This window comes from Streptomyces sp. NPDC001135 (genome assembly GCF_053598395.1).
Map to the genome: position 1 here is coordinate 113,357 of NZ_JBSFKD010000024.1, position 23,143 is coordinate 136,499.

A 23,143-nucleotide genomic window follows, 5' to 3' on the forward strand; every position below is an offset into this window, starting at 1 on the left:
CCTTTACTGCGACAGGCGGTCCAGGATCAGCGGGCCCAGGTCGGTCACGTCGCCCGCGCCCATGGTGAGAACGAGATCACCGGGCTTCGCCATTCCCGCGATCACCGCGGGGCTCTCGGCCTTGTCGTGCACGGCGGTGACCTCGGCTCCGGCGGCGCGCGCGGCCTCGATGATCAGTTCGCTGGTCACGCCCGGGATCGGGTCCTCGCGGGCCGGGTAGATGTCCAGCACGACGGAGGCGTCGGCGAGGGCGAGGGCCTGGCCCATCTCCTTGCCCAGCTCCTGGGTGCGGGAGAACAGGTGCGGCTGGAAGACGACGAGGATCCGGGAGTCGCCGGCGGCGGCGCGCATGGCCTCCAGGTCGGCGGTCATCTCGGTGGGGTGGTGGGCGTAGGAGTCGATCACCTGCGTCCCGGCGGCCTCGCCCTTGAGCTGCAGGCGCCGCTTGACCCCGGTGTAGGCGGCCAGCGCGGACGCCAGCCCGTCGGCCGGGATGCCGAGCGCGGCACCGGCGGTGAGCGCGGCGACGGCGTTGAGGGCGTAGTGCCGCCCCGGCACCGAGACCGTGAAGGTCAGTTCCTGGCCGTCCAGCAGCACGGTGACCCGGCTCTTCAGCCCCTGCGGTACGACGGCGGTCACCCGCACGTCGGCGTCCTCGGCCTCGCCGTAGGTCACCGTCCGCACCGTCCCGGCCAGTCGCCGGGTCAGCTCCCGCGCACCCTCGTGGTCGGCGGAGATCACCAGCGTGCCGCCGGGGACGATCTTCGCGGCGAAGGTCTCGAAGGACTCGTAGATCTCGTCCATCGAGGCGTAGTTGGCGTGGTGGTCGAGCTCGACGTTGAGGACGATGGCGACCTCGGGCGCGTACTTGTGGAAGCTGCGGTCCGATTCGTCGGCCTCGGCGACGAAGATGTCACCGTCGCCGTGCAGCGCGTTGGAGCCGGGGGCGTCGAGGTCGCCGCCGATGGCGTACGACGGCTTCAGGCCCAGCTCGGTGAGGGAGACGGCCAGCATCGAGGTGGTCGTCGTCTTCCCGTGGGTACCGGCCACCGCGATCGGGCGCAGCCCCTCCATCAGCGCGGCGAGCGCGTCGGAGCGGTGCACCACCGGGATGCCCCGCTCGGCCGCGCGGGCCAGCTCGGGGTTGTCCTGGCGGATCGCCGACGACACCACGACACAGCTCGCGTCGTCGGCGAGGTGCTCCGCGGCGTGCCCGATGTGCACGGTGACCCCGAGCGCCCGCAGCGCCTCGGCGGTCGCCGACTCCTTGGCGTCACTCCCGGCGACCTCGGCCCCGCGCTGCGCGAGGATCTTGGCGATCCCCGACATCCCGGCGCCGCCGATGCCGATGAAGTGCGGTCGGTCCATGGCGGTAGGAAGGCCGGGTGCCATGTGGTTCTCCCCAGAGACGGTGCGTACGAGAGCGGGCCCTAGCCTATGCGCTCAAGCACCGGGCTCCTCGCAGCGAGGGGCAAGGGCGCCGGCCTCGGGGGCGCGGGGCTCTGTCCGACATGCGGCTCCGCCGCGCGGGCGCGAGCAACAACAACGCACCCGCACCCACACCCACACCCACACCCACGAACGCACCGCACCCCACGGCGCTCCTCGGCCGAACCAGCGGAGCGCCTATGCCTTGCTGTGCGAGAACAGCTTCAGCACCGGCACCCCCACCTTGTGCCGGGCCCGGGAAGCCCAGTCCCGGTGGAAGAACTCCTCCACGTAGTGGGGGTCGGTGAGCACGATCACCTCGTCGGCGTCCACCTCGGCGACGAGGGACTTCAGGGCGTCCAGCGGGTGGTCCTCGACCAGCCGGCCCTCCGCGTCGCTCCCGGCCGCCCGCAGGGCCTGTACGGAGACGTCCAGCGCCCGCTGTCCGACACTCCTGGCATCCTCCCCCTCGGGGGTGTCCCCCTCACGCACCGCCTCGTCCAGTTCGCCAAGCGCGATGTCGTCGATGGCCCGCAGCAGGCGGTCCGCCTGGTCCCCGCGCGGCTGGAGGAGCACGTGGAACGCGACCGGCTCGTCTCCGTGCAGGGTGGTGACGAACTCCACGTCGGCGGACGTCAAGGCCTTCTCGATCATCAGGATGCTTGTGAACACCGAACGCCTCTTCTCCTCCGTGGGCCCCGGCAAGGCCCCTGCGGAAACCATCCTGCCCCGAGATCGCACGGGGTGTGCCGGACTAAGTCTGCCCGCCGGAAGTTAAACGGAACGGTATATTCCGCCGATTCAGGACCGACGGTAACGACCGAACAGGAATCCGGCCTCCTCGAGCAGGGACGCGAGTTCGAACCGGTGCGGCACCGCGACCGACGGCCCCCCGGCGATGCGCTGCGCGTCGCCCGCGGTGAGCATGGGCGACACGGTCAGGCACAGCTCGTCCAGCACCTCGTCGGCGATCAGCTGGCCGAGCAGCCGGGGCCCGCCCTCGGTGAGCAGCCGGGTGTGACCGAGACCGGCCAGCGCGGCGACGGCGCGCGCGGGCTCGACGCCCGCGCCCTCACCGGCCACCAGCACCCTGGCGCCGGACTTCTCGGCGGCGGCGACCCGGTCGGGGGCGGCCGCGGCCCCGGTCAGGATCAACGTGGGCACCAGGGGCGAGGTGAACAGCGGGAGGGAGAAGTCCAGCTCCAGGCTCGCGCTGACGACCGCGATCACCGGCGCCGGGCCCTGTCCGGCGGCCTTCCGGGCATCGGCGAACTCGGCACGCGCGCGTGCGGGGCGGTACCCCTCCTGCCGTACCGTTTCCGCGCCCACCACGATCACGTCCGCGAGCGCCCGCAGCGTGCCGAAGATGCGCATGTCGGCGGCGCTGGAGATGGGCTGGGAGCGCCCCTCGTGCTGCGCGGCGCCGTCGAGCGAGGAGACCATGTTGGCCCGCAGCCACGGCCGCGGGGCGCCCGGCACGGGCTCCGGGTAGGCGTAGGCGGCGGCCAGCTCGGCGAGGCTCCACTCACGGTCGACGAGCGCACTGCCGGCGTGCACTCCGGGCACCTCGGCCGCACCGGCCCCGGTCGCCCGCCTCACCCCCTCGCCCTCGCTCGTCGCGCCGAAGGCCTGGGCTGCTGTTTCGTCGGTCACAGGGAACAGGCGTCGCATGTCGTGCAGTGTGACACGGCGCTTAGCATGGATAACCGTGTCGTCCTCCACCACCGCCCCCGGATCCAGCCCTCTGACCGACGCGGGCCCCCTGTCCCTGTGCACCCGTGAGCCGCACGTCCCCGCGGACCGGCTGGTCGCCGAGATGGTGCCGCCGCCGCGCTTCGACTCGGTCCGCTTCTCGACGTACATACCGGACCCGAACCAGCCCAGCCAGACCGAGGCGGTGCGGATACTCGAGGGCTTCGCGGCCGGGCTCGGCGGGGCGCACGCCTCCGGCGCCGGCCGGCGCCGCCTCTTCGGCCTGGGCAGGGCCAAGGCACCCAAGGTGCCGGCCGGCCCGCGCGGCGTCTACCTGGACGGCGGCTACGGCGTCGGCAAGACCCATCTGCTCGCCTCCCTGTGGCACGCCACCCCCGCCGAGCCCTCCCTCAAGGCGTTCGGCACCTTCGTGGAGCTGACGAACCTGGTCGGCGCCCTCGGCTTCCAGCAGACCGTGCAGACCCTCTCCGGCCACCGCCTGCTGTGCATCGACGAGTTCGAACTGGACGACCCGGGCGACACGGTCCTCGTGTCGACACTGCTCGGCAAGCTGGTCGAGGCGGGCGTGGCGCTGGCCGCCACCTCCAACACGCTGCCGGGCAAGCTCGGCGAGGGCCGGTTCGCCGCCGCCGACTTCCTGCGCGAGATCCAGGGCCTGTCCGCCCACTTCCGCGCCCTGCGCATCGACGGCGAGGACTACCGCCACCGCGGGCTGCCCGAGGCGCCGAAGCCGTTCACCGACGAAGAGGTGACGAAGGCGGCCTACGCCACCGCGGGCGCCTCGCTCGACGACTTCCCGCATCTGCTGGAGCACCTGGCCAAGGTGCACCCGAGCCGGTACGGCGCGCTGACCGACGACGTGCGGGCGGTGTGCCTCACCGACGTGCGGCCGGTGCCGGACCAGTCGACCGCGCTGCGGCTCGTGGTGCTCGCCGACCGGCTCTACGACCGCGAGGTCCCGGTGCTGGCCTCGGGGCTGCCGTTCGACAAGCTGTTCAGCGAGGAGATGCTGAACGGCGGCTACCGCAAGAAGTACTTCCGCGCGATCTCCCGGCTCACCGCGCTGGCCCGCGACGCGAAGGGGCTCGTCGGCTCGTAGTCAAGAGCCAGATCACGCCACGCGACCGGCACTTTTCACGCTCTCTTGAGTTCGTAACGCGCTGTTAACCCTGCAAAGGCCTTTGCAGGGTTAATGTGCTTCTTGACCATCCATTGACCAAGACTTGGTCTGGACAAGGGGCGCGACGCGAGGGAAGGGGGGCGCATGTTCCGAGGTACGACGACCCGGACACGCTTCGCCCTTCTCGCCGCACTCCTGCTCGCCCTCCAGCTCTTCGCTCCGACGGGAACCTTCGCACCCGCGCATACGCACAGTCAGGCACAGGCCAAGGCCCAGTCCGGAATTCCGTCCTCCGGGGCGCCGGTGCACGAGGAGAAGGACTCGGTCCGCACCTCCCACCGCTCGGGTGCACCCGCGAGCACCCCGCACCTGCGCGACCGGCACCGTGGCTCGGCCTCCGGCCGGGGCCAGCAGCCCGCGCTGATATCCGGCCGTGCGTCCGGTGCCGAAGCCCCGGACGCACCCGGCGCGCCGTACCACCGCGCCGCGAGAACCTCCGCAGCCCACACCCCGGCAGAGCTTCAGGTCTTCCGCTGCTGACCGGCGTTCGCTCTCCGCACCTCCCCCACACACAAAGTCGTTCAAGTCCGACGCGCCCGCGCAGGCGCGCCAGGAGGAACTCACACCTATGCAGCCCCTCATCGACAACGCCCGTACCTTCGGACAGCGCCCTGAGGAGTTCGCCCGACTCGCCGAGGGCCAGTCCCCGCAGGTGCTGTTCATCACCTGCTCCGATTCCCGGGTCGTCCCGGCCCTGATCACGGGCGCCCGCCCCGGCGAGCTGTTCGAGCTGCGCACCGCGGGCAACATCGTGCCACCCCACACCTCGCAGCACCCCACCAGCGAGGCGGCCACCATCGAGTACGCCGTGGAAGTGCTCGGCGTCCGCGACATCGTGGTCTGCGGGCACTCGCACTGCGGCGCCGTCGGCGCGCTGGTGCGCGGTGACGACCTGACCGCCGTACCCGCCGTGCGCGACTGGCTCGCGCACGCCACCCCGCGCCCGGCCGGCGCGGCCGAGGATCCCGAGGTCGCCGAGGGCGTCCAGGCCCACGTCCTGACCCAGCTGCTGAGGCTGCGCTCGTACCCGTGCGTCGCGCGCAAGCTCGCGGCGGGTCAACTGGAGCTGCACGCCTGGTACTACGAGGTGCACACCGGCACCGTACGGACGCACCGCCCGCACTCCGACACCTTCGAGTCCCTGTGAGCGCGCCGATGACCAGCAAGAACCTGATATCCCGGTTCCCTTATCTGCGGCAGGACTTCGCCGCCTCCCTCGTCGTCTTCCTGGTCGCGCTGCCGTTGTGCGTGGGCGTGGCCGTCGCCTCCGGGGTCCCGGCCGAACTCGGCCTGGTCACCGGCATCGTGGGCGGCCTCGTCACCGGGCTGATGCGCGGCAGCAGCCTGCAGGTGTCGGGCCCGGCGGCCGGCATGACCGTGCTCGTCTTCGAGGCGGTCAAGGAGTTCGGCCTGCCGGCACTCGGCGCGCTCGTGCTCGCCACCGGTCTCCTCCAGGTCGGCATGGGCCTGCTGAGGCTGGGCCGCTACTTCCGCGCCATCTCGGTCTCCGTCGTCGAGGGCATGCTGGCCGGCATCGGGCTCGTGCTCATCGCCGGGCAGTTGTACCCGGCGCTGGCGGCCAAGGCCCCCGACTCCGGACTGGGCAAGATCGCCGGACTGCCCGGGGCGTTCCGGGACGCCCTCCAAGACGGCAGGGCGCTGGCCTCGCTCGCGGTGTGCGCGGGCACGATCGCCGTACTGCTGCTGTGGAAGCACGTCCCGGCCGGGGTGCGGACGCTGCCCGGTCCGCTGGCCGCGGTCGGCCTCGCCACGGTGGCCGTGTTCGCACTGGACCTGCCGGTGGCCACGGTCGAGGTGCAGGGCCTGCTGGGCGCGGTCCAGCCGCCGCCGCTCAGCGCGTTCGGCGGACTGGCGGGCGTCGGGATGCTCGGCACGGTCGTCGCCTTCACGCTGATCGCGTCCGCCGAGTCACTGTTCAGCGCGGCGGCCGTGGATCGGCTGCACTCCGGGCCGCGCACCGGGTACGACAAGGAACTGGTCGCCCAGGGCGCCGGCAACACGGTGTGCGGGCTGCTGGGCGCGCTGCCGATGACCGCGGTGATCGTGCGCAGCGCGGCCAACGTCCAGGCGGGGGCCCGTACCAAGGCCTCCCGGGTCCTGCACGGCGTGTGGCTGCTGCTGTTCGCCGCGCTGCTGCCCGGCGTGCTCGCGTACATCCCGATCCCGGCGCTCGCGGGCATCCTGGTCCACTCCGGCGCCAAGCTGGTCCCGGTCCGGGCGCTGGCCGGGCTGTGGCGCGAACACCGGGGCGAGGCGCTGATCCTGTCCGTCACGGCGGTCTCGATCGTGGCGGTCAGCATGTTCGAGGGTGTGCTGATCGGTCTCGCGCTGGCCGTGGTCAAGACCGCCTGGGAGTCCTCGCACGTCAAGCTGGAGGTCGTCGACAAGGGAGCGGGTCCGGTCGACGCGTATCTGTCCGGCAACGCGACCTTCCTGCGGCTGCCCAAGATCCTGGACAGCCTGGAGTCCCTGCCCCAGGACCGCCCGGTCCGCCTCGACCTGTCCGGCCTGCACCACCTGGACCACGCCTGCCGTACGGCCCTGGGGAACTGGGCGGAACGGCACAGTGCGGCGGGCACGGAGCCGGTGCGGATGACGACTGCCGCGTAGGCGACCGCCGGCCGGCCGGGAAGCGAGCCCCAGGCGACCCGGCCGGCCGGGCACCGGCCCAATCCAGCCGTGGCCTCGCGGCCGGGCGCGGGCATATCGTTGCAGCAACAGACAGAACGGACCTCTGTGCGAGGAGGTCATCATGCTCCAGGATCTGCTGGGAGCGATCGCCGCGGCCGGCGGTGCCGCCGTGGTGTACCTGGCGATGGCGGCCCGCGTGGTCAAGCAGTACGAACGGGGCGTGCTGTTCCGGCTCGGGCGCGTCGCGGGTGACGCACGGCCGCCGGGCCTGACCCTGATCATCCCTGTCGTGGACCGGCTGCAGAAGGTCAACATGCAGATCGTGACGTTGCCGATCCCCGCCCAGGAGGGCATCACCCGCGACAACGTCACCGTCCGCGTGGACGCGGTCGTCTACTTCCGGGTGGTCGACCCGGAGAGCGCGCTGGTGAAGGTGGAGGACTACAAGTTCGCGGTCTCGCAGATGGCCCAGACGTCCCTCAGGTCGATCATCGGCAAGAGCGACCTGGACGATCTGCTCTCCAACCGCGAGAAACTCAACCAGGGCCTGGAGCTGATGATCGACAGCCCGGCCGTCGGCTGGGGCGTCCAGGTCGACCGGGTGGAGATCAAGGACGTGTCGCTGCCGGACACGATGAAGCGGTCCATGGCCCGCCAGGCCGAGGCCGACCGGGAACGCCGCGCCCGGATCATCAACGCGGACGCCGAGTACCAGGCCTCCAAGAAGCTGGCCGAGGCCGCCCAGCAGATGGCCGACACACCCGCCGCACTCCAGCTGCGGCTGCTGCAGACGGTGATGGCGGTGTCGGCCGAGAAGAACTCCACACTGGTCCTGCCCATCCCGGTGGAACTGCTGCACTTCCTGGAGCGGGGCAACCAGCAACAGGTCGCGTCGAGCGGTGACGGAGCGGTCCGCTCCGGCTGATCTTCGAGGGCGCCACCGCTGGCGGAGTGGGCGGGCTCGGGCGCACCATGCCCTGGTGAAGGAAAGCGCGAAGGATCTCAGGGAGTTGTTGCGCCTTCCGCCCGGCGAACCGGTGGTGCTGGCCGGGTACGACGCCCGGGCCACTCCCGGCGGCCCGGGCGGGAAGCGGGCCGGGCTCTCCGACAGTGCTCGTATGGGCAAGCGCCTGGCGAACCTTCAGGAACGGCTGTGGGCGGCGGGCACGGCGGGGGACCGGCGGCGGGTGCTGCTGGTGCTCCAGGGGATGGACACCAGCGGCAAGGGCGGCACGGTCAAGCACGTCATCGGTCATCTCAACCCCTCCGGCTGCCGGATCCAGGCGTTCAAGGCGCCCACCGAGGAGGAACGGCGGCACGACTTCCTGTGGCGGGTGCGCGCGGCCCTGCCCCGGCCGGGCGAGATCGGCATCTTCGACCGCTCGCACTACGAGGACGTCCTCATCGCCCGTGTACGGCATCTGGCCCGGCCCGCCGAGATCGGCAGCCGTTACGGCCTCATCAACGACTTCGAGCGCTCCCTCGCCGAGGACGGAGTGACGCTGGTCAAGTGCTTCCTGCACGTGTCCTACGAGGAGCAGCGGCGCCGGCTGCTGCGCCGCCTGGACCGCCCGGACAAGCACTGGAAGTTCGATCCCAGCGACATCGACGAGCGCACCCTGTGGCCCGCCTACCAGGAGGCGTACGAACTGGCCCTGGAGCGCTGCTCGGCGCCGTACGCGCCCTGGTACCTCGTTCCGGCGGACCGCAAGTGGTACCGGAACTGGGCGATCAGCCGCCTGCTGCTGGAGCACCTGCGGGAGGTGGACCCGCACTATCCGAAGGGCGACTTCGACGTGGCGGAATGCCGGGAACGGCTGCTGAAGGGCGCCTGAGGTCTCTCGTCTCCGCTCAGGCCCAAGAGGCGGGTTCCTGATCAGAAACCCGGCGCGCCGCTGTCCACTTTGGGCTATTTTCACATAATCTCCGTGACTGTAAGAGGTCGCCCCGTTGCAGACCGCATCCACACTCACGTCATGGAGATGACATGCACAGACTTCGCAGGGCTGCCGTGCTCGTCGCGGCCCTCAGCACCGTCGGGCTCGTCACGGCCGGCACGGCCTTCGCCGACGACCACGAACACGGGGACGACCACGACAAAGGGGGGTGGCACGTCATGCAGAGCTCCAACTGCAAGGACCACGACCTGAACGTCGACGTGCTCGGCGAGGTCGGCATCCTCAACGGCCTGCTGGGCAACGCGCTCAACGGCGAAGGCGACCCGGGCGCCCAGGCGACCCACATCGGCTCGACCATGGGCTGCAGCAACAAGGCCTGACGCAAGGCCGGCTCAGAACTCCCTGACGGCGCAAGCGGCGGCGGGCCGGACATCCGGTGGGCCGGCCCGCCGCCCACCGCCGGCAGGGGACGGGCGTGGTGACCTCACGCGCAGGTGCGTGTGCGGTCACCACGCCCTCACGCCGTTCGGGAGCGCCGCTGAAGGCGCCACGGGTGGGTACCCGGCGGCCATGCAGGAGCAACGGCAGGTCACCGACTCGTACTGGCTCCGGACCGCACCGGCGCCGCCCCGACCCGGCCTGGCCGAGAACCTGGACGTCGACGTGGCCGTCGTCGGCGCGGGCATCGCCGGACTGAGCACCGCCCACGAACTGATCCGGGCCGGATTGCGGGTGGCGGTACTGGAGGCCGGACGGGCGGCGGCCGGGGTCACCGGCTACACCACCGCCAAGCTGACGGCCCAGCACACCCTGGTCTACGACCGGCTGCGCCGCACCCGCGGCCCCGAGGGGGCACGGCTGTACGCCCGCTCCCAGTCGGAGGCGATCGAGCACGCGGCGGCGCTGGTGGCCGAGTTGGCCATCGACTGCGAGTGGGAGACCCGGGACGCGTACACGTATGTGCGGGACCGGGCCCGCGTGGACGAGCTGCGGGCGGAGGCCCAGGCGGCGCGGGACGCGGGGCTGCCGGCCGCGTTCACCACCGAGACCGGGCTGCCGTTCCCGGTGGCGGGCGCGGTCCGGGTGACCGGGCAGGCGCAGTTCCACCCGGTCAGGTACCTGCGGGCGATCACCGACGATCTCGTCGCGCGCGGTGGCCTGCTGTACGAGGGGACACGGGTCGTCGGGCTGCAGGAGGGCGGGGAGCCCTGCCGTGTGACGACCGGGTCGGGCCACACGGTCACCGCCCGGGACGTCGTCATCGCCACCCACTACCCGGTGTTCGACCGGGCCCTGCTGTTCGCCCGGCTCTCCCCGCGCCGCGAGCTGGTCGTGGCGGGTCCGCTGGGCGAGGGCCCGGACCCGGAGGGCATGTACATCACGCCGGAGGAGAACACCCGCTCGGTGCGCACCGCCCCGTACGGCACGGACGGGCGGCGCTTCCTCGTCGTCACCGGGGAGCACTTCACGCCCGGCACCGGCGATGTGCGGGCCGGCTTCGAGAAGCTCGCCGGCTGGGCCGAGGAGCACTTCCCCGGGGTGGCCCTGGACCACGCCTGGGCGACCCAGGACAACGACTCCACCGACACCGTGCCGCTGGTCGGACCCTTCCACCCGGGCGCCCGGCACACCTGGGTCGCCACCGGCTTCGGCGGCTGGGGGCTGAGCGGCGGGATCATGGCCGGACGGCTGCTGACGGCGCTGATCACCGGCCGGGACTGCGCCTGGCGCGAGCTGTACGACCCACGGCGGCTGAAGTCGGTGGTGCGCGAGGCGCCGTCGCTGCTGAGGACCCAGGCGGAGGTGGCCCGGCACTTCGTCGGCGACCGGCTGAAACCTCCCGGCTCGGTGGACGACCTGGCCCCCGGCGACGGGGCGGTGGTCCGGGCGGACGGCGGCCGGCTCGCGGTGCACCGGGACGAGGAGGGCGCGCTGCACGCGGTCTCGGCCCGCTGTACCCACCTCGGCTGTCTGGTCTCCTTCAACCGGGCCGAACGCGCCTGGGAATGCCCCTGCCACGGTTCCCGCTTCGCCGTCGACGGCACGGTGCTGCAGGGCCCGGCGGTCCGGCCGCTGGAGCAGCGGGACCTCTGAGGTCACCTCGGGGACCGCGCCCAAGTCGCCCGCCGCGCGGGGGACCCCGTCACCCCACCGCAGGACAAATAATCACACAAGTCGTCAGTTAGTCATATTTTCATACCGTGATCCCACAACTACGCCGTATCACCACCGTCTGTGCCCTGGGCGCGGCCCTCGCCGCCTGCGGTACCGCGGACCCGGCGGGCAGCGCCCGCCGGGCCCCGGCCGAGTCCCCCGTCCCCGCCTCCCCGTCCGCCTCGCGTCCGCCCGTGCTGACCCCGGGCCCCGGCGGGCTGACCCCGGTCTTCGAGCACGGTCCACGCACCCTGGGCAAGACCGTCGCGCTGACCTTCGACGCCGACATGACCGCCGACGAGGGGCCGCGCGCGGCGGCCGGCGAGCACTTCGACAACCCGGATCTCATCAGCACCCTGCACTCGCTGAAGGTGCCGGCGACGATCTTCATGACCGGCCGCTGGGCCGACGAGTACCCGACCGAGGCCCGCAGCCTCGGCCACGACCCGCAGTTCGAGGTCGCCAACCACTCCTACAGCCACTACGCCTTCACCAGCGACTGCTACGGCCTGCCCACCGTCGACGCCGGCAAGATGCGCTCGGACGTGGAGCGGGCGTACGCCTCCCTGCACAAGGCGGGCGTGCCGCACGCGCTGCCCTACTTCCGCTTCCCCGGCGGCTGTTACGACCAGCGGGCGCTGCGCGCGCTGAGCGGGCTCGGGGTGACCGCGGTGCAGTGGGACGTGGTGAGCGGAGACGCGTTCGCCACGGACGCCGACGCCGTCACCCGGCAGGTGCTGGACGGGGTGAAACCCGGCTCGGTGGTCGTCATGCACTGCACCCGCAGTGCCGCCCCGACCACCGAGCGGGTCGTCCGCGCGGTCGTACCGGAACTGCGCAAGCGCGGCTACCGGTTCGTGAAGGTCTCCGAGCTGATCGGCGAGACGTCCGGCCATCGGTGACCCTCCTACGCTGGAGGCATGAGCGACGAGGACCACTGCACGATCGTCGACGCCGCCGAGCCGCCCGAGGCCGACGGTCCGCCGTATGCCGAGTGCGTGCTGTGCCGGGAGCCGACGGAGTACCCGGAGTCGTACAAGGGCATCACGCTGTGCCCCCGGTGCGCGTGGCAGGAGGCGCAGCGCACCGCCTGCTCAGGGTGACCGGAGTGCCGCCGGGCCGGCCGGTCCCCGGTGACGTCGGTGAGCAGCCCGGCCGGTGAGCAGCCCGGCCGGTGAGCAGCCCTGTCGGTGAGCGGTCCGGCCGGTGAGCGGTCCGGTCGGTGGGCTGCCGTCGTTGACCGGAGAGCGCCGTCGAGCACGGTGTGCGTCCCGTCCGGTGCCCCGGCCGGCGCCGGTCGTGGTCCGGCGGCACCGCGGCACCGCCGGCGGTGATCCGCTCGGCCCGCGCCGCCGTGGCCGGTCCGGTCCCCGCCCGGCGGCGGCTCCGGTTCGCAGGGCAGAAACCGGCGGCGGCCTTGTCCGCGGTGCTCGCGCGGTCACCGCATGCCAGACGCCGCACAGCGCCCCTTAGGGTTGGCTGCTGTGAGCCAGAGTCCGCCGTCCCCCGGAGCCAGTCCCTTCCAGGCCGAGCGCAGTCCTCGTGACGAGGCGCCGCAGTTCGTGCTGCCGCTCGTCGTGCGGATCGAGCGGAGTGCGCCGCCCGCTCGTACCGATGCGCTGGAGACGGCCGCCCGGGCGGTCCTCGTCCTGCTCGGCGACGAGCGGGCACACGGCGGCGGCGAGTGGGCCGAGGCCGTGCGGAACTGGGAGGACGCGCGGATCCGCAAGGTCGTCCGGCGGGCCAGGGGTGCCGAGTGGCGGCGGGCCGAGGCGCTGCCCGGGATCACGGTGACCGGCAAGTCCGCGCAGGTGCGCGTCTTCCCGCCGATCCCGCTCGACGGCTGGCCCAAGGACCTGGCGAAGCTCCAGGTGTCCGGCACCGAGCTGGACGACCCCGAGCCGCCCCTCGGGGCCGACCCGGCACAGCCCGTGCTGTGGCTGAACCCGCGGCTGGAGATGTCGGCCGGGAAGGCGATGGCCCAGGCCGGGCACGGCGCCCAGCTGGCCTGGTGGGCGCTGCCCGAGGCCGAGCGCACCGCCTGGCGGGACGCGGGCTTCGCCCTGTCCGTCCGCGCGGCGGACCCCGCCGACTGGCCCCGGCTGACCGGCGGCGGGCTGCCGGTGGTCAGGGATGCCGGCTTCACGGAGATCGCCCCGGGCAGCTGCACGGTCGTCGCCGACCACCCCGCGCTGCGTTAGCCGGGGCCGCTCCGCCGGACCCCGGGCGGCCCGGGGCCGAACCTCAAATGTTGCTCTGAACCGGGTTCGGAGGAGGTTCGGAGCCGGTGGCCGGGGCCATACCCCCCTCATTCGAAGGAGGGGTGGGACCATGCGGCGACTGGGTACGGGGATCGGCTGGCGGCCGGAGATCGCGGACGCCGTGGAGCGCATGCCGGGCATCGACTGGGTGGAGGTCGTGGCGGAGAACGTCTGCCCCGGCCACCTTCCCGCGTCGCTGCTGCGGCTGCGCGAACGCGGGGTGACCGTGATCCCGCACGGCGTCTCCCTCGGCCTCGGCGGCGCCGACCGCCCCGACGAGGGCCGGCTGACGGCCCTCGCCGAGCGGGCCGAGGAACTGGACGCGCCGCTGGTCACGGAGCACATCGCGTTCGTGCGCGCGGGCGGCCCGCTCACCGCCTCACCGCGCCTGGAGGCCGGGCACCTGCTGCCGGTGCCGCGCACCAGGGACGCCCTCGACGTGCTCTGCGAGAACGTGCGCATCGCCCAGGACGCCCTGCCGGTGCCGCTGGCCCTGGAGAACATCGCCGCGCTGTTCTCCTGGCCGGGTGAGGAGCTGACCGAGGGGCAGTTCCTGTCCGAGCTGGTCGAGCGCACCGGCGTACGGCTCCTGATCGACGTGGCCAACCTGCACACCAACCACGTCAACCGGGGCGAGGACCCGGCCCGGGCACTGGCGGCGCTGCCCGTGGAGGCGATCGCCTACGTCCATGTCGCGGGCGGCTTCGAGCGTGACGGCGTCTGGCACGACAGCCACGCGCACCCCGTGCCGCGCCCGGTGCTCGACATCCTCACCGACCTCGCCTCCCGCACCGCCCCGCCCGGTGTCCTGCTGGAACGGGACGAGAACTTCCCGGAACCGTCCGAGCTGGAGCGCGAGTTGGCGCTGATCCGGGAGGCGGTGACGGCTGGGCGCGGGCGGGCGCACGGGGCCGCGGGGGCCGTCGCCGGTGCCGGCGCCGGCGGCGGGGCGACGGGTGGGGGTGTCGCGGTTCTGGCGCGGCCGGCGGTCGGCGCGCGGGAGCGGGTCGGGGTCGCCCAGGCCGCCGTGCTGTCCTCGCTGGTGGCCGGGACACCGGTGCCCGAGGGGTTCGACCGGGTACGGATGGGGGTGCAGGCGCGGGCGCTCGCGGCGAAGCGGGCGGATGTGGTGGCGAAGGTGGCGCCCGAGCTGCCGGTGCTGCTCGGCGACGGGTACCGGGGGGCGTTCCTGGAGTACGCGCGGGCGCGGCCGATGGGCGGGGGGTACCGGCGGGACGCGCTGGACTTCGCCGGTCAACTGCTGGAGGCCGGACGGCCGGAGGACGCGGGGGCCCGGCGGGCGCTGCGGGAGTGGTGGCTGGACCGGGCGGGTCCGGCGCCGCGGTCTTCCCGGCGGGTGGCTCGGATCGCGCGGAGGGTGTGGCAGCGGCACCGGGGCTGAGCGGAGCGCTCACCGGCACCGGCCGGGTGCCTTCCCGGAGGGGGCAGGCACGGGGAGAGGCAGGACTGCACGCGGCCACGGGCACCGAAGCCGACGGCTGTGCGGTGCGCCGAAGGGCGCGGGGAACCGCGCGGACGACCCCGACGCGGGCGCGGACGCCGACGCACGTGACCGCCCTTCCCCTGTCCGCAGCGGCGGAAAACCCCGCAGGAAACCCGCAGTAATATGCCAAGCCGCACCACCCCTGCACACTCGCGTACGGTGCGCTACAGGAGGCGCCATGCGACCCCGACCCCCGGTCAAGGGCCGAGGCATATTCAGCGGCACAGGACTCGTCGTCGCGGCCCTCGCGGCGACCGCGGCGGCGCTGCTGTACCCGCTCTGGTCGTACGCCGACCGCCCGAACGGGGCCGAAGCGAACGTGCTGAGCGCGCCGACCGTCACCACCCCGTACGGTCCCCTGTCCGCGCAGGACCGGGACTTCGTCACCAAGGTCCGGCTGGCGGGGCTGTGGGAGCTGCCCGCCGGAGAGCTGGCGGAGCAGAAGGGGACCACGGCCGCCGTACGCACCGCGGGCCAGCACCTCGTCGACGGCCACACCTCGCTGGACGCGCATGTGCGCACCGTCGCCACCCAGCTCGGCGTACCGCTGCCGAACGAGCCGAACGAGCAGCAGAACCAGTGGCTCGCCGCCCTGAGGGCGGCCAGGGGGCAGGACTTCGACCGCCGGTTCGCCGACATCCTGCGGCTCGCCCACGGCCGGGTGTTCGCGCTGGTCGCCCAGGTCCGGGCGGGCACCCAGAACTCCCTGGTCCGTGATCTCGCCGACGACGCCAACGCGACCGTCCTGGACCACATCAGGATCCTCGAGGCGACGGGGTACGTCGACTTCGCGGCGCTCGCCAGGGAGCTGGCGGCCTCGCCCACGCCCGTGCCGTCCCCGCCGGCGGTCGCCCCGGGCGCCGCCGTACCGGTCGCTCCCTCGCCGGGCGAGTCGTACTCGCTGCCGCCCGCCGCCGCCAGCCCGCCGCCCGCGACGGCCGCCCCCTGACCCGGACCCGAAACGGAATGTCACATACCGCTAACACTGTGTCCGGATGATGAACAGGGCATGGTGTCCACCCCGGCCCCTGGCATAGAAAAACGTCATGTTCTGGGTCCTCCTCCTGCTCCTGGCCTGGGCTTTCGCCGGTACGGCGTGCACCCGGCTGTGCCTGGCCGCCGTCCGCTCCGCAGCCCTGGACACAGATGCCGCGCCACCGGACCGGGAGCGCGATCTGACGCTGTACGAAGCCGCCTTCCTGTCCGGCGGCCCGGCCCGGGTCGCCGATGTGACCCTGGTCTCCATGGCCCGCCAGCGGCGCCTGCTCCTCGCGCACACCGGCTGGGCCACGGTGGTGGACCCGCGGGGGCGCGACGAGATCGAGCAGTCCGTCATAGGGGCCATAGGCCCTGGGGGACAGTCGCGGATCGCGCCCGTGCGGGCGCGGGCGGCCGGCGCCGAGGCCGTGCGGGGGCTCGCCGACCGGCTGGTGCGCGCCGGCCTCGCCGTCCCCGAGGGCGCGGGTACGACCGTGGGCGCCGCCGTCCGCCAGGTGCGCGCCGCCGCGCTGGCCGTCGCGGCGCTCGGCCTGACCGCGCTGCTGCTGCCCGTCCAGACCGGGACGCCACGGCTGCTGGTCGGCCTGTGGTTCGCCCTGCCCCTCACGCTGGCCCTGAGCTGCCTGGCCATCGCCCGGTTCGAAGTGCATCCGTACGCGCGCTGGGCCTCCCCGGCCGGGCAGCGCCTGCTGGGCGCGCTCATCCGCAGGCCGGCCGGCGAGGAGCGGTCGTTCCTCACCTCGGTCGCCCTGCGCGGGATCCGCGCGATCGGCGAGCCGGAGCTGCGCGCCGCGTTCACCCACCGCGACCAGCCCTGGCGGGAGTGACGGCGGCTTCGGGGGCGCACAGGGGGCATTGACGCCGACACCGGCCCGACGGTGCTTGCCTTCGCCGACGCCCGACCGAAATATCCCTTCTGTTGTCGCCGGGCCGTGGCAGCCGTGCCATCGCCGCCGTTGCACCGAAGGGATACGCGATGAGAGCTGCCGCCCTCTACTCGGCCGCCGGGACCCTGCTCCTGACCACCCTGGCCGCGGCCCCGGCAGGCAGCGCGACCGCCATCGCAGCGGCGCCCGGCGCGGCCGAGCTGCACGGCGTCGAGGTGGCCGCGGCCCGCGCCCGGACGGCCGGCATCGCCTTCGGCGCGTGCTCCCCCGCCGACGTGCCGCACGCGCCGAGCAACGTGCGGTGCGGCACGGTGACCGTCCCGCTCGACTACGCCCACCCGAACGGCCGGCAGATCACCCTGACCGTCAGCCGGGCCCTGGCGACCCAGAAGGACCCGCGCAACAGCAAGCGGAAGGTCCCCCGGCAGGGCGCCCTCGTCTACAACCCGGGCGGCCCCGGCGGGTCCAGCATGTACTTCCCGCTGGTCGGCACGGCCCCGGAGTGGAAGCGGATGGCCGCCGCCTACGACCTGGTCGGCTACGCCCCGCGCGGCGTGGGCCGTTCGGCACCGCTGTCCTGCGAGGACCCGAAGCACTACTTCAAGGCGCCCACCGCGTCGCCGGCGCACCCGTCGGAGGCGTACAAGCGCGAGCGTATCGCCGAGGCGAAGGCGTACGCGCGCGGCTGCGCCCAGCGCTCCGGGGAGAAGCTGCGCCACTACACCTCCCTGAACAACGCCCGGGACCTGGACGTGCTGCGGGCCGCGCTGGGCGAGAACCGGCTGACCTTCCTCGGCGCGTCGTACGGCACCTACTTCGGTGCGCTGTACGCGACGCTGTTCCCCGCGCACGTCCGGCGCATGGTGCTGGACTCGGCGGTGAACCCGGACCCGGCCAAGATCTGGTACCGGAACAACCTCGACCAGTCGGCCGCGTTCGAGGGGCGCTGGGCGGACTTCCGGGACTGGATCGCCCGCCACGACGACGTCTACAACCTCGGTGACACCGCCGAGAAGGTCCAGCGCAGCTACGACACCGCGCGGGAGCGGCTGGCCCACAGGGCGGCCGGCGGCAAGGTCGGTCCCGGCCAGCTGCAGAACGCGTTCCTGCGGGCCGGGTACTACGACGACTTCTGGCCGGGCCAGGCCCAGGCCCTGTCGGCGTATCTGCACGGCGACCCGAAGCCCCTGGTGCGGCTGGCCGCGCCGGACCTGAGGACGGCCGCGGAGGCGGAGAACGGCAACGCGGTCTACACGGCCGTGGAGTGCAACGACGCGCCCTGGCCGACGGACTGGAAGGTGTGGGACCGGGACAACACCCGGCTCGCCCGGGTGGCACCCTTCGAGACCTGGGACAACGCGTGGATGAACCTGCCGTGCGCCTTCTGGCCGGCGCCCCGCCAGCAGCCGCTGGACGTCCGGACCGGGCTGGGTGAGCTGCCGCCGGTGCTGATCCTGGCGGCCGAGCGGGACGCGGCGGCGCCGTACCCGGGTGCGCTGGAGATGAACCGGCGGCTGGCCGACTCGGTCCTGGTGACCGAGCGGGACGCGGGCACGCACGGCATCGGGGGCGGCGCCAACAAGTGTGTCAACGCCTACCTCGACGCCTACCTGCTGGAGGGGCGGGTCCCCGGGCGGCGCGCGTCGTGCGCGCCGCACCGGTTGCCTTCGGCGGTCGGGCCGGCGAAGAAGGCCCAGCGGGACGCCCTCAAGGGGAAGACCGGCCGGCGTTGAGGGGCTCTGACGAGGCGCTCTACGCCAGGCCCGCCACCAGGTCCCCGATGTCCTTGCGGCGGCCCGTGTAGAACGGGATCTCCTCGCGGACGTGCATGCGGGCCTCGGAGGCGCGCAGGTGGCGCATGAGGTCGACGATGCGGTACAGCTCGTCGGCCTCGAAGGCCAGGATCCACTCGTAGTCGCCGAGGGAGAACGAGGCGACCGTGTTGGCGCGCACGTCCGGGTAGCCGCGGGCCATCTTGCCGTGGTCGGCGAGCATGCGGCGGCGGTCCTCGTCGGGCAGGAGATACCAGTCGTAGGAGCGCACGAACGGGTAGACGCTCACGTAGTCGCGGGGCGTCTCGTCGGCGAGGAACGCCGGGATGTGCGAGCGGTTGAACTCGGCCGGGCGGTGCAGCGCCATGTTGGACCACACGGGCTCGAGCGCGCGGCCGAGCCTGGTGCGGCGGAAGAGGTTGTACGCCTCCTGCAGCTGGTCGCTGGTCTCCGCGTGCCACCAGATCATGAGGTCGGCGTCGGCGCGCAGGCCGGAGACGTCGTAGGTGCCGCGGATCGTCACGTCCTTGGCGGCGAGCTGGTCGAACAGCTCCTGGACCTCGTCGGCGTAACCGGCGCGGTCCTCCGGCAGCACGTCCTTCAGCCTGAAGACCGACCACAGGGTGTAGCGGATGACCTCGTTGAGGTCCTTGGCCAGCTTGCCCTTGTTCGGGATCCTGCCGGACTCAATGGTGGGGGCGTCGTCACTCATGGTCCCTATTCTCCCGCTCCGCCATGGAGGCTCTGCACCGGGTTGGCCGTAAGCTCCCGGATTCCGCTCGGGTCACCGCCCAGCTGATCCACCGCCGCGTACGCGCTCGCGATGCACGCCGGGATGCCCACACCGTCGTACTGCGCGCCGCACACGGCGAGGCCCGGCAGCTTGGCGACGTGTTCGCGGATGCGGGCCACGCGCGCGTGATGCCCGACCGGGTACTGCGGCAGGCCGTCGCTCCAGCGGGTGACCCGGGTCTGAAGGGGTACGGCGGCCAGGCCGGTGGCCTCCCGCAGGTCGTGCCGGGACACCTCGGCGAGGGCGGCGTCGTCCCGCTGGAGGATCTCCGTCTCGCCGTACCGCCCGACGGACGTGCGCAGGACGACCACGTCGGGGTCGTCCTCGGCGATCCAGCCCCACTTCTGCGAGGCGAAGGTCGAGGCCTTGATGGTGCGTCCGTCGACGGGCGGCACGAGGAACCCGCTGCCCTCGGGGAGTTTCAGGTCCGCGCGCCGGTAGGCGAGGGTGACCAGGGCCATCGAGGCGTACTCGACGGCGGCGAGTTCGGCCGCCGCGGCCGGGGCCTCGGCCCGCAGGAGGCCGGCGGCGGCGCCGGCGGGGACGGCGACGACGACCGCGTCCGCGTGCAGCACGCGGTCACCGGCGACGACACGCCACGCCGCGTCCCCGGGTGCGCCCGCGCCCTTGCCCGGGGTGCCCGGTTCCGGCGTCCCGCCCCGGCGCAGCTCGCGCACCGGCGTCCCGGTGAGGATCTCTCCCCCGCGTGCCCGCACCGACTCGGCGAGCGCGAGCGGGAGGCTGCCCACCCCGCCCTCGATGCCCATGAAGACGGGCCCGGTCTGCTGGGCGGCGGCGGCCTTCGCCTGGATGTCGCGGACGGCCTCGGTCAGGGACGCGTGCGTGCGTGCGGCCTGGAAGAGCTGCGGGACGGCCGAGCGCATCGAGATGCGGTACGCGTCACCCGCGTACACGCCGCCGAGCAGGGGCTCGACGAGGCGGTCGACGACCTCGCGGCCGAGCCGGGCGGCCACGTACTCCCCCACGGCCACGTCGTCGCCGACCTCGGTGCGGGGCAGGCCGGCGTCGCGCTCGATGCGGGCGAGGCCCTCGTCGGACAGCACGCCGGAGAGCGCGGCGGCGGTGCCGGGCACGCCCATGACATGGCCCTTGGGCAGGGGGCGCAGGGCGCCGCGGGTCCAGATCGAGGCGGTCGCGGTGGCCGGCGGCCGGAGCCGCTCGGCCAGGCCGACCTCGCGCGCGAGGGCCACCGCCTCGGGCCGGCGGGCGAGCATCGACTCGGCGCCCAGATCGACCCGGACGCCCGCGATCTCACCGGGCAGCAGCTTGCCGCCGACCCGGCCGGAGGCCTCCAGCACGGTCACGCGCGTGCCCCGTCCGAGCAGCCGGTGGGCGGCGGCCAGCCCGGCGATTCCGGCTCCGATGACGACGACATGCCCTGTACGCGTACCCGTTGCGCTCATGCCCCCACTCTCTCAGACCCCACTGACACTCCGGCCGGGGCCCGAGGCCTCGGCATCACGGACCGGGTGCCGGGGCCGAGTCCGGACCGTGACCGCTTCGGGGCCGCCCGGCACCGGTGTTCCGGCACCCCGGGCGTCGAAGGAGCGTCACTGGTTCCGTCCTCCGGAGGCACCGCCCACGCGCACACCCCGCTCCGCACGACCTGGACGACGCGCCGCGGGCGGCGCGTGGGCGGCCACCTGGAACACCGGCCGGGACGGCGACGGCCATGAGCACACCCGGGTCGTCCTGCGGGTGCCGGGCGCGAAGTACGGCGACGTCCTCGCGGGACTGCGGAGGACGGGCCGACGGGTCGACCGTAGGGCCCAGGCGGTGGACGTCACCGGGCGGGTCGTGGACGTGGACAGCCGCGTCACGTCGCAGCGCGCCGGCGTGAACCGGATCCGGGCGCTGATGGCCTGGCGGCCGGGCTGAGCCATGTCGTCGCGCCGGCGGGCGAGTTGAGCGGCCGGGAGGCCGACCCGCAGGCACTGCCGGCACAACAGGCGTCCCTGAAGGACCGTACGAGCCCGGCCACGATCACCCGGGCCCTGTCCGGGACACCGGTGCGCGCGACGGCCGGTGACGACTCGCCCGGCAGCGTGGACGCGCTGGCCGGCGCCGGGGACGCCGCCGTCGGCCCCCGCGGCGGCGGGGTCCGCCGGTGAACGGCCGGACCGTGACTGATACGCATGCGGACTGACATGCCCTCGCCCCGTAGCGTGTTCCCATGAGCATGCGCGGTGGGCGGGGTGGGACGGAACGGCTGGTCGTCATCGGCGGCGACGCCGCGGGCATGTCGGCGGCGTCGCGGGCGCGCCGGCTGAAGGGGCCCGGCGAACTGGAGATCGTGGCCTTCGAACGCGGCCACTTCACCTCCTTCTCGGCGTGCGGCATCCCGTACTGGGTGGGCGGTGACGTCCCCGAACGGGACGCGCTGATCGCCCGCACGCCCGAGGAGCACCGCGCGCGGGGCATCGACCTGCGGCTGCGCAGGGAGGTCACGGAGATCGACGTGGCCGGACAGCGGGTACGCGCGCGTGACGTCGATTCCGGCGCCGAGTCCTGGACGCCGTACGACAAGCTCGTCGTCGCGACCGGCGCGCGCCCCGTCCGCCCCGACCTGCCCGGCGCGGACGCCCCCGGGGTGCACGGCGTGCAGACCCTGGACGACGGCCAGGCCCTGCTGGACACACTGGCACGCACGCGTGGCCGCACCGCGGTGGTCGTGGGGGCGGGCTACATCGGCGTGGAGATGGCCGAGGCACTGCTCCACCGCGGCTTCGAGGTGACCGTCGTCAACCGTGGCAGGGAACCCATGTCGACGCTCGACCCGGACATGGGCCGACTGGTGCACCGGGCCATGGAGGGTCTCGGCATCACCATGGTGAACGACGCCGAGGTCACCAAGATCCTCACCGGGGAGGACGGCCGGGCCCGCGCGGTCGCCACTCAGGACGCCGAGTACCCCGCGGACGTGGTGGTCCTCGGTATCGGTGTGCGCCCGCAGACCGCGCTCGCCGAGGCCGCGGGCCTTCCGCTCGGCGCCCATGGCGGCCTGCTCACCGACCTCGCGATGCGGGTGCGCGGCCACGAGAACATCTGGGCGGGCGGCGACTGCGTGGAGGTGCTGAACCTGGTCTCCGGCCAGGAGCAGTACGTCCCCCTCGGCACCCATGCCAACAAGCACGGCCAGGTCATCGGCAGCAACGTCGGCGGCGGCTACGCCACCTTCCCGGGTGTGGTCGGCACGGCGGTCAGCAAGGTCTGCGACCTGGAGATCGCCCGCACCGGTCTGCGGGAGAAGGACGCCGACCGGGCGGGCCTGCAGTACGAGACCGTCACCATCGAGTCCACCAGCCGCGCCGGCTACTACCCCGGCGCCTCCCCGATGACGGTCAAGATGCTCGTCGAACGCCGCACGGGCCGGCTGCTCGGTGTCCAGATCGTCGGCAGGGAGGGCGCCGCGAAACGGGTCGACATCGCGGCGGTGGCGCTGACGGCGCGGATGACGGCGGACCAGATGACGGCCCTGGACCTGGGCTACGCCCCGCCCTTCTCACCGGTGTGGGACCCGGTTCTGGTGGCAGCGAGAAAGGCCGCGGCGAAGGTCGGTGCTTCCTAGGCGGTCCCACTGATCCGCGGCAGGGCGGAAACAGCGGCCGGCTGCTCCGCGGACGGCTTCGCATGAGTGGCCGTCGGCCGGGCGGACCGCAGTCGGTAGCTCACCGCCTCGTCCAGCGTCACCGGCCGCTGCATCTGCGAAGCGAGCCGCCCCGCTTCCTGGCCGAGCCGTGCGACGTCCTCCCACGGGAGCCGTACGACCAGAGAGAGCTCCGCCTCGCCGTCGGGCAGAGCATGCATCGGGGTAACTCGTTCGCTCATCGCCTGTCCTCACATCGGTTGACGAGAGATACGCACGCCCGCCCCGCACCGTT

At 73.3% G+C, this 23,143-nt stretch carries 24 protein-coding genes; 18 read left to right on the forward strand and 6 right to left on the reverse strand.

Going from position 1 to position 23,143, the window contains the following annotated elements:
- Positions 1-3 precede the first annotated feature (3 nt).
- From murC to ACWC94_RS26890, 3 genes are all read right to left on the reverse strand, one after another.
- Positions 4-1,392 (reverse strand): UDP-N-acetylmuramate--L-alanine ligase, encoded by a 1,389-nt coding sequence (gene murC / locus ACWC94_RS26880; protein WP_450799623.1) that lies wholly within the window; start codon positions 1,390-1,392, stop codon positions 4-6.
- 234 nt (positions 1,393-1,626) lie between these two features.
- A complete protein-coding gene (locus ACWC94_RS26885; RefSeq protein ID WP_450799624.1) occupies positions 1,627-2,100 on the reverse strand; it encodes an indole-3-glycerol phosphate synthase in 474 nt (157 codons plus the stop codon).
- Positions 2,101-2,229: 129 nt separating this feature from the next.
- Positions 2,230-3,099, reverse strand: coding sequence for a pyrimidine reductase family protein (locus ACWC94_RS26890; protein WP_450799625.1), 870 nt, complete (start codon positions 3,097-3,099; stop codon positions 2,230-2,232).
- 37 nt (positions 3,100-3,136) lie between these two features.
- Here ACWC94_RS26890 and zapE point away from each other — a divergent pair, with 37 nt between their 5' ends.
- The 15 genes from zapE to ACWC94_RS26965 all read left to right on the forward strand — a co-directional run bounded on the left by zapE (position 3,137) and on the right by ACWC94_RS26965 (position 18,409).
- Entirely contained in the window at positions 3,137-4,240 is a 1,104-nt protein-coding gene (gene zapE / locus ACWC94_RS26895) for a cell division protein ZapE (RefSeq protein WP_450799626.1), read from the forward strand.
- Positions 4,241-4,405: 165 nt separating this feature from the next.
- Positions 4,406-4,801, forward strand: coding sequence for a hypothetical protein (locus ACWC94_RS26900; protein ID WP_450799627.1), 396 nt, complete (start codon positions 4,406-4,408; stop codon positions 4,799-4,801).
- 88 nt (positions 4,802-4,889) lie between these two features.
- A complete protein-coding gene (locus ACWC94_RS26905) occupies positions 4,890-5,468 on the forward strand; it encodes a carbonic anhydrase (protein ID WP_450799628.1) in 579 nt (192 codons plus the stop codon).
- Positions 5,469-5,476: 8 nt separating this feature from the next.
- A complete protein-coding gene (locus tag ACWC94_RS26910) occupies positions 5,477-6,952 on the forward strand; it encodes a SulP family inorganic anion transporter (protein ID WP_450799629.1) in 1,476 nt (491 codons plus the stop codon).
- Positions 6,953-7,094: 142 nt separating this feature from the next.
- A complete protein-coding gene (locus ACWC94_RS26915; protein ID WP_450799630.1) occupies positions 7,095-7,898 on the forward strand; it encodes a slipin family protein in 804 nt (267 codons plus the stop codon).
- 55 nt (positions 7,899-7,953) lie between these two features.
- Positions 7,954-8,808, forward strand: coding sequence for a PPK2 family polyphosphate kinase (locus ACWC94_RS26920; RefSeq protein WP_450799631.1), 855 nt, complete (start codon positions 7,954-7,956; stop codon positions 8,806-8,808).
- Positions 8,809-8,960: 152 nt separating this feature from the next.
- The gene (locus ACWC94_RS26925) at positions 8,961-9,251 is read left to right on the forward strand and encodes a hypothetical protein (protein ID WP_450799632.1); all 291 of its coding nucleotides are present in this window, start codon (positions 8,961-8,963) and stop codon (positions 9,249-9,251) included.
- Positions 9,252-9,441: 190 nt separating this feature from the next.
- A complete protein-coding gene (locus ACWC94_RS26930; protein WP_450799633.1) occupies positions 9,442-10,965 on the forward strand; it encodes an FAD-dependent oxidoreductase in 1,524 nt (507 codons plus the stop codon).
- Positions 10,966-11,072: 107 nt separating this feature from the next.
- Positions 11,073-11,927: a polysaccharide deacetylase family protein gene (locus ACWC94_RS26935; protein ID WP_450799634.1), complete on the forward strand. Its 855-nt coding sequence runs from the start codon at positions 11,073-11,075 to the stop codon at positions 11,925-11,927.
- Between the two features lie 18 nt (positions 11,928-11,945).
- The gene (locus ACWC94_RS26940) at positions 11,946-12,128 is read left to right on the forward strand and encodes a hypothetical protein (protein WP_450799635.1); all 183 of its coding nucleotides are present in this window, start codon (positions 11,946-11,948) and stop codon (positions 12,126-12,128) included.
- Positions 12,129-12,470: 342 nt separating this feature from the next.
- Entirely contained in the window at positions 12,471-13,226 is a 756-nt protein-coding gene (locus ACWC94_RS26945; protein ID WP_450799636.1) for a peptidyl-tRNA hydrolase, read from the forward strand.
- Between the two features lie 130 nt (positions 13,227-13,356).
- A complete protein-coding gene (locus ACWC94_RS26950; protein WP_450799637.1) occupies positions 13,357-14,688 on the forward strand; it encodes a DUF692 domain-containing protein in 1,332 nt (443 codons plus the stop codon).
- Positions 14,689-14,968: 280 nt separating this feature from the next.
- Positions 14,969-15,739, forward strand: coding sequence for a DUF4142 domain-containing protein (locus ACWC94_RS26955; protein WP_450799638.1), 771 nt, complete (start codon positions 14,969-14,971; stop codon positions 15,737-15,739).
- A 97-nt stretch (positions 15,740-15,836) separates the two neighbouring features.
- Positions 15,837-16,616, forward strand: coding sequence for a TIGR04222 domain-containing membrane protein (locus tag ACWC94_RS26960; protein ID WP_450799639.1), 780 nt, complete (start codon positions 15,837-15,839; stop codon positions 16,614-16,616).
- Positions 16,617-16,765: 149 nt separating this feature from the next.
- Positions 16,766-18,409: an alpha/beta hydrolase gene (locus tag ACWC94_RS26965; RefSeq protein ID WP_450799640.1), complete on the forward strand. Its 1,644-nt coding sequence runs from the start codon at positions 16,766-16,768 to the stop codon at positions 18,407-18,409.
- 19 nt (positions 18,410-18,428) lie between these two features.
- Here ACWC94_RS26965 and hemQ read toward each other — a convergent pair whose 3' ends face one another.
- Positions 18,429-19,160, reverse strand: coding sequence for a hydrogen peroxide-dependent heme synthase (gene hemQ, locus ACWC94_RS26970; protein ID WP_450799642.1), 732 nt, complete (start codon positions 19,158-19,160; stop codon positions 18,429-18,431).
- Positions 19,161-19,165: 5 nt separating this feature from the next.
- The gene (gene hemG, locus ACWC94_RS26975; RefSeq protein ID WP_450799644.1) at positions 19,166-20,665 is read right to left on the reverse strand and encodes a protoporphyrinogen oxidase; all 1,500 of its coding nucleotides are present in this window, start codon (positions 20,663-20,665) and stop codon (positions 19,166-19,168) included.
- 88 nt (positions 20,666-20,753) lie between these two features.
- On the opposite strand from hemG, the gene ACWC94_RS26980 reads away from it, so the two are divergent.
- The 3 genes from ACWC94_RS26980 (at position 20,754) to ACWC94_RS26990 (ending at position 22,830) form a co-directional block, all read left to right on the forward strand.
- On the forward strand, positions 20,754-21,140 hold the full coding sequence (locus tag ACWC94_RS26980) for a DUF4349 domain-containing protein (RefSeq protein ID WP_450799646.1): 387 nt from the start codon (positions 20,754-20,756) through the stop codon (positions 21,138-21,140).
- 26 nt (positions 21,141-21,166) lie between these two features.
- Positions 21,167-21,373, forward strand: coding sequence for a hypothetical protein (locus tag ACWC94_RS26985; RefSeq protein ID WP_450799647.1), 207 nt, complete (start codon positions 21,167-21,169; stop codon positions 21,371-21,373).
- Positions 21,374-21,435: 62 nt separating this feature from the next.
- Positions 21,436-22,830, forward strand: a complete 1,395-nt coding sequence (locus ACWC94_RS26990) for an FAD-dependent oxidoreductase (RefSeq protein ID WP_450799649.1) — start codon at positions 21,436-21,438, stop codon at positions 22,828-22,830.
- On the opposite strand, the gene ACWC94_RS26995 is transcribed toward ACWC94_RS26990, so the two are convergent.
- Positions 22,827-23,090 (reverse strand): hypothetical protein, encoded by a 264-nt coding sequence (locus ACWC94_RS26995; RefSeq protein WP_450799651.1) that lies wholly within the window; start codon positions 23,088-23,090, stop codon positions 22,827-22,829. The two genes, ACWC94_RS26990 and ACWC94_RS26995, sit on opposite strands and share 4 nt — an antisense overlap.
- Positions 23,091-23,143 lie beyond the last annotated feature (53 nt).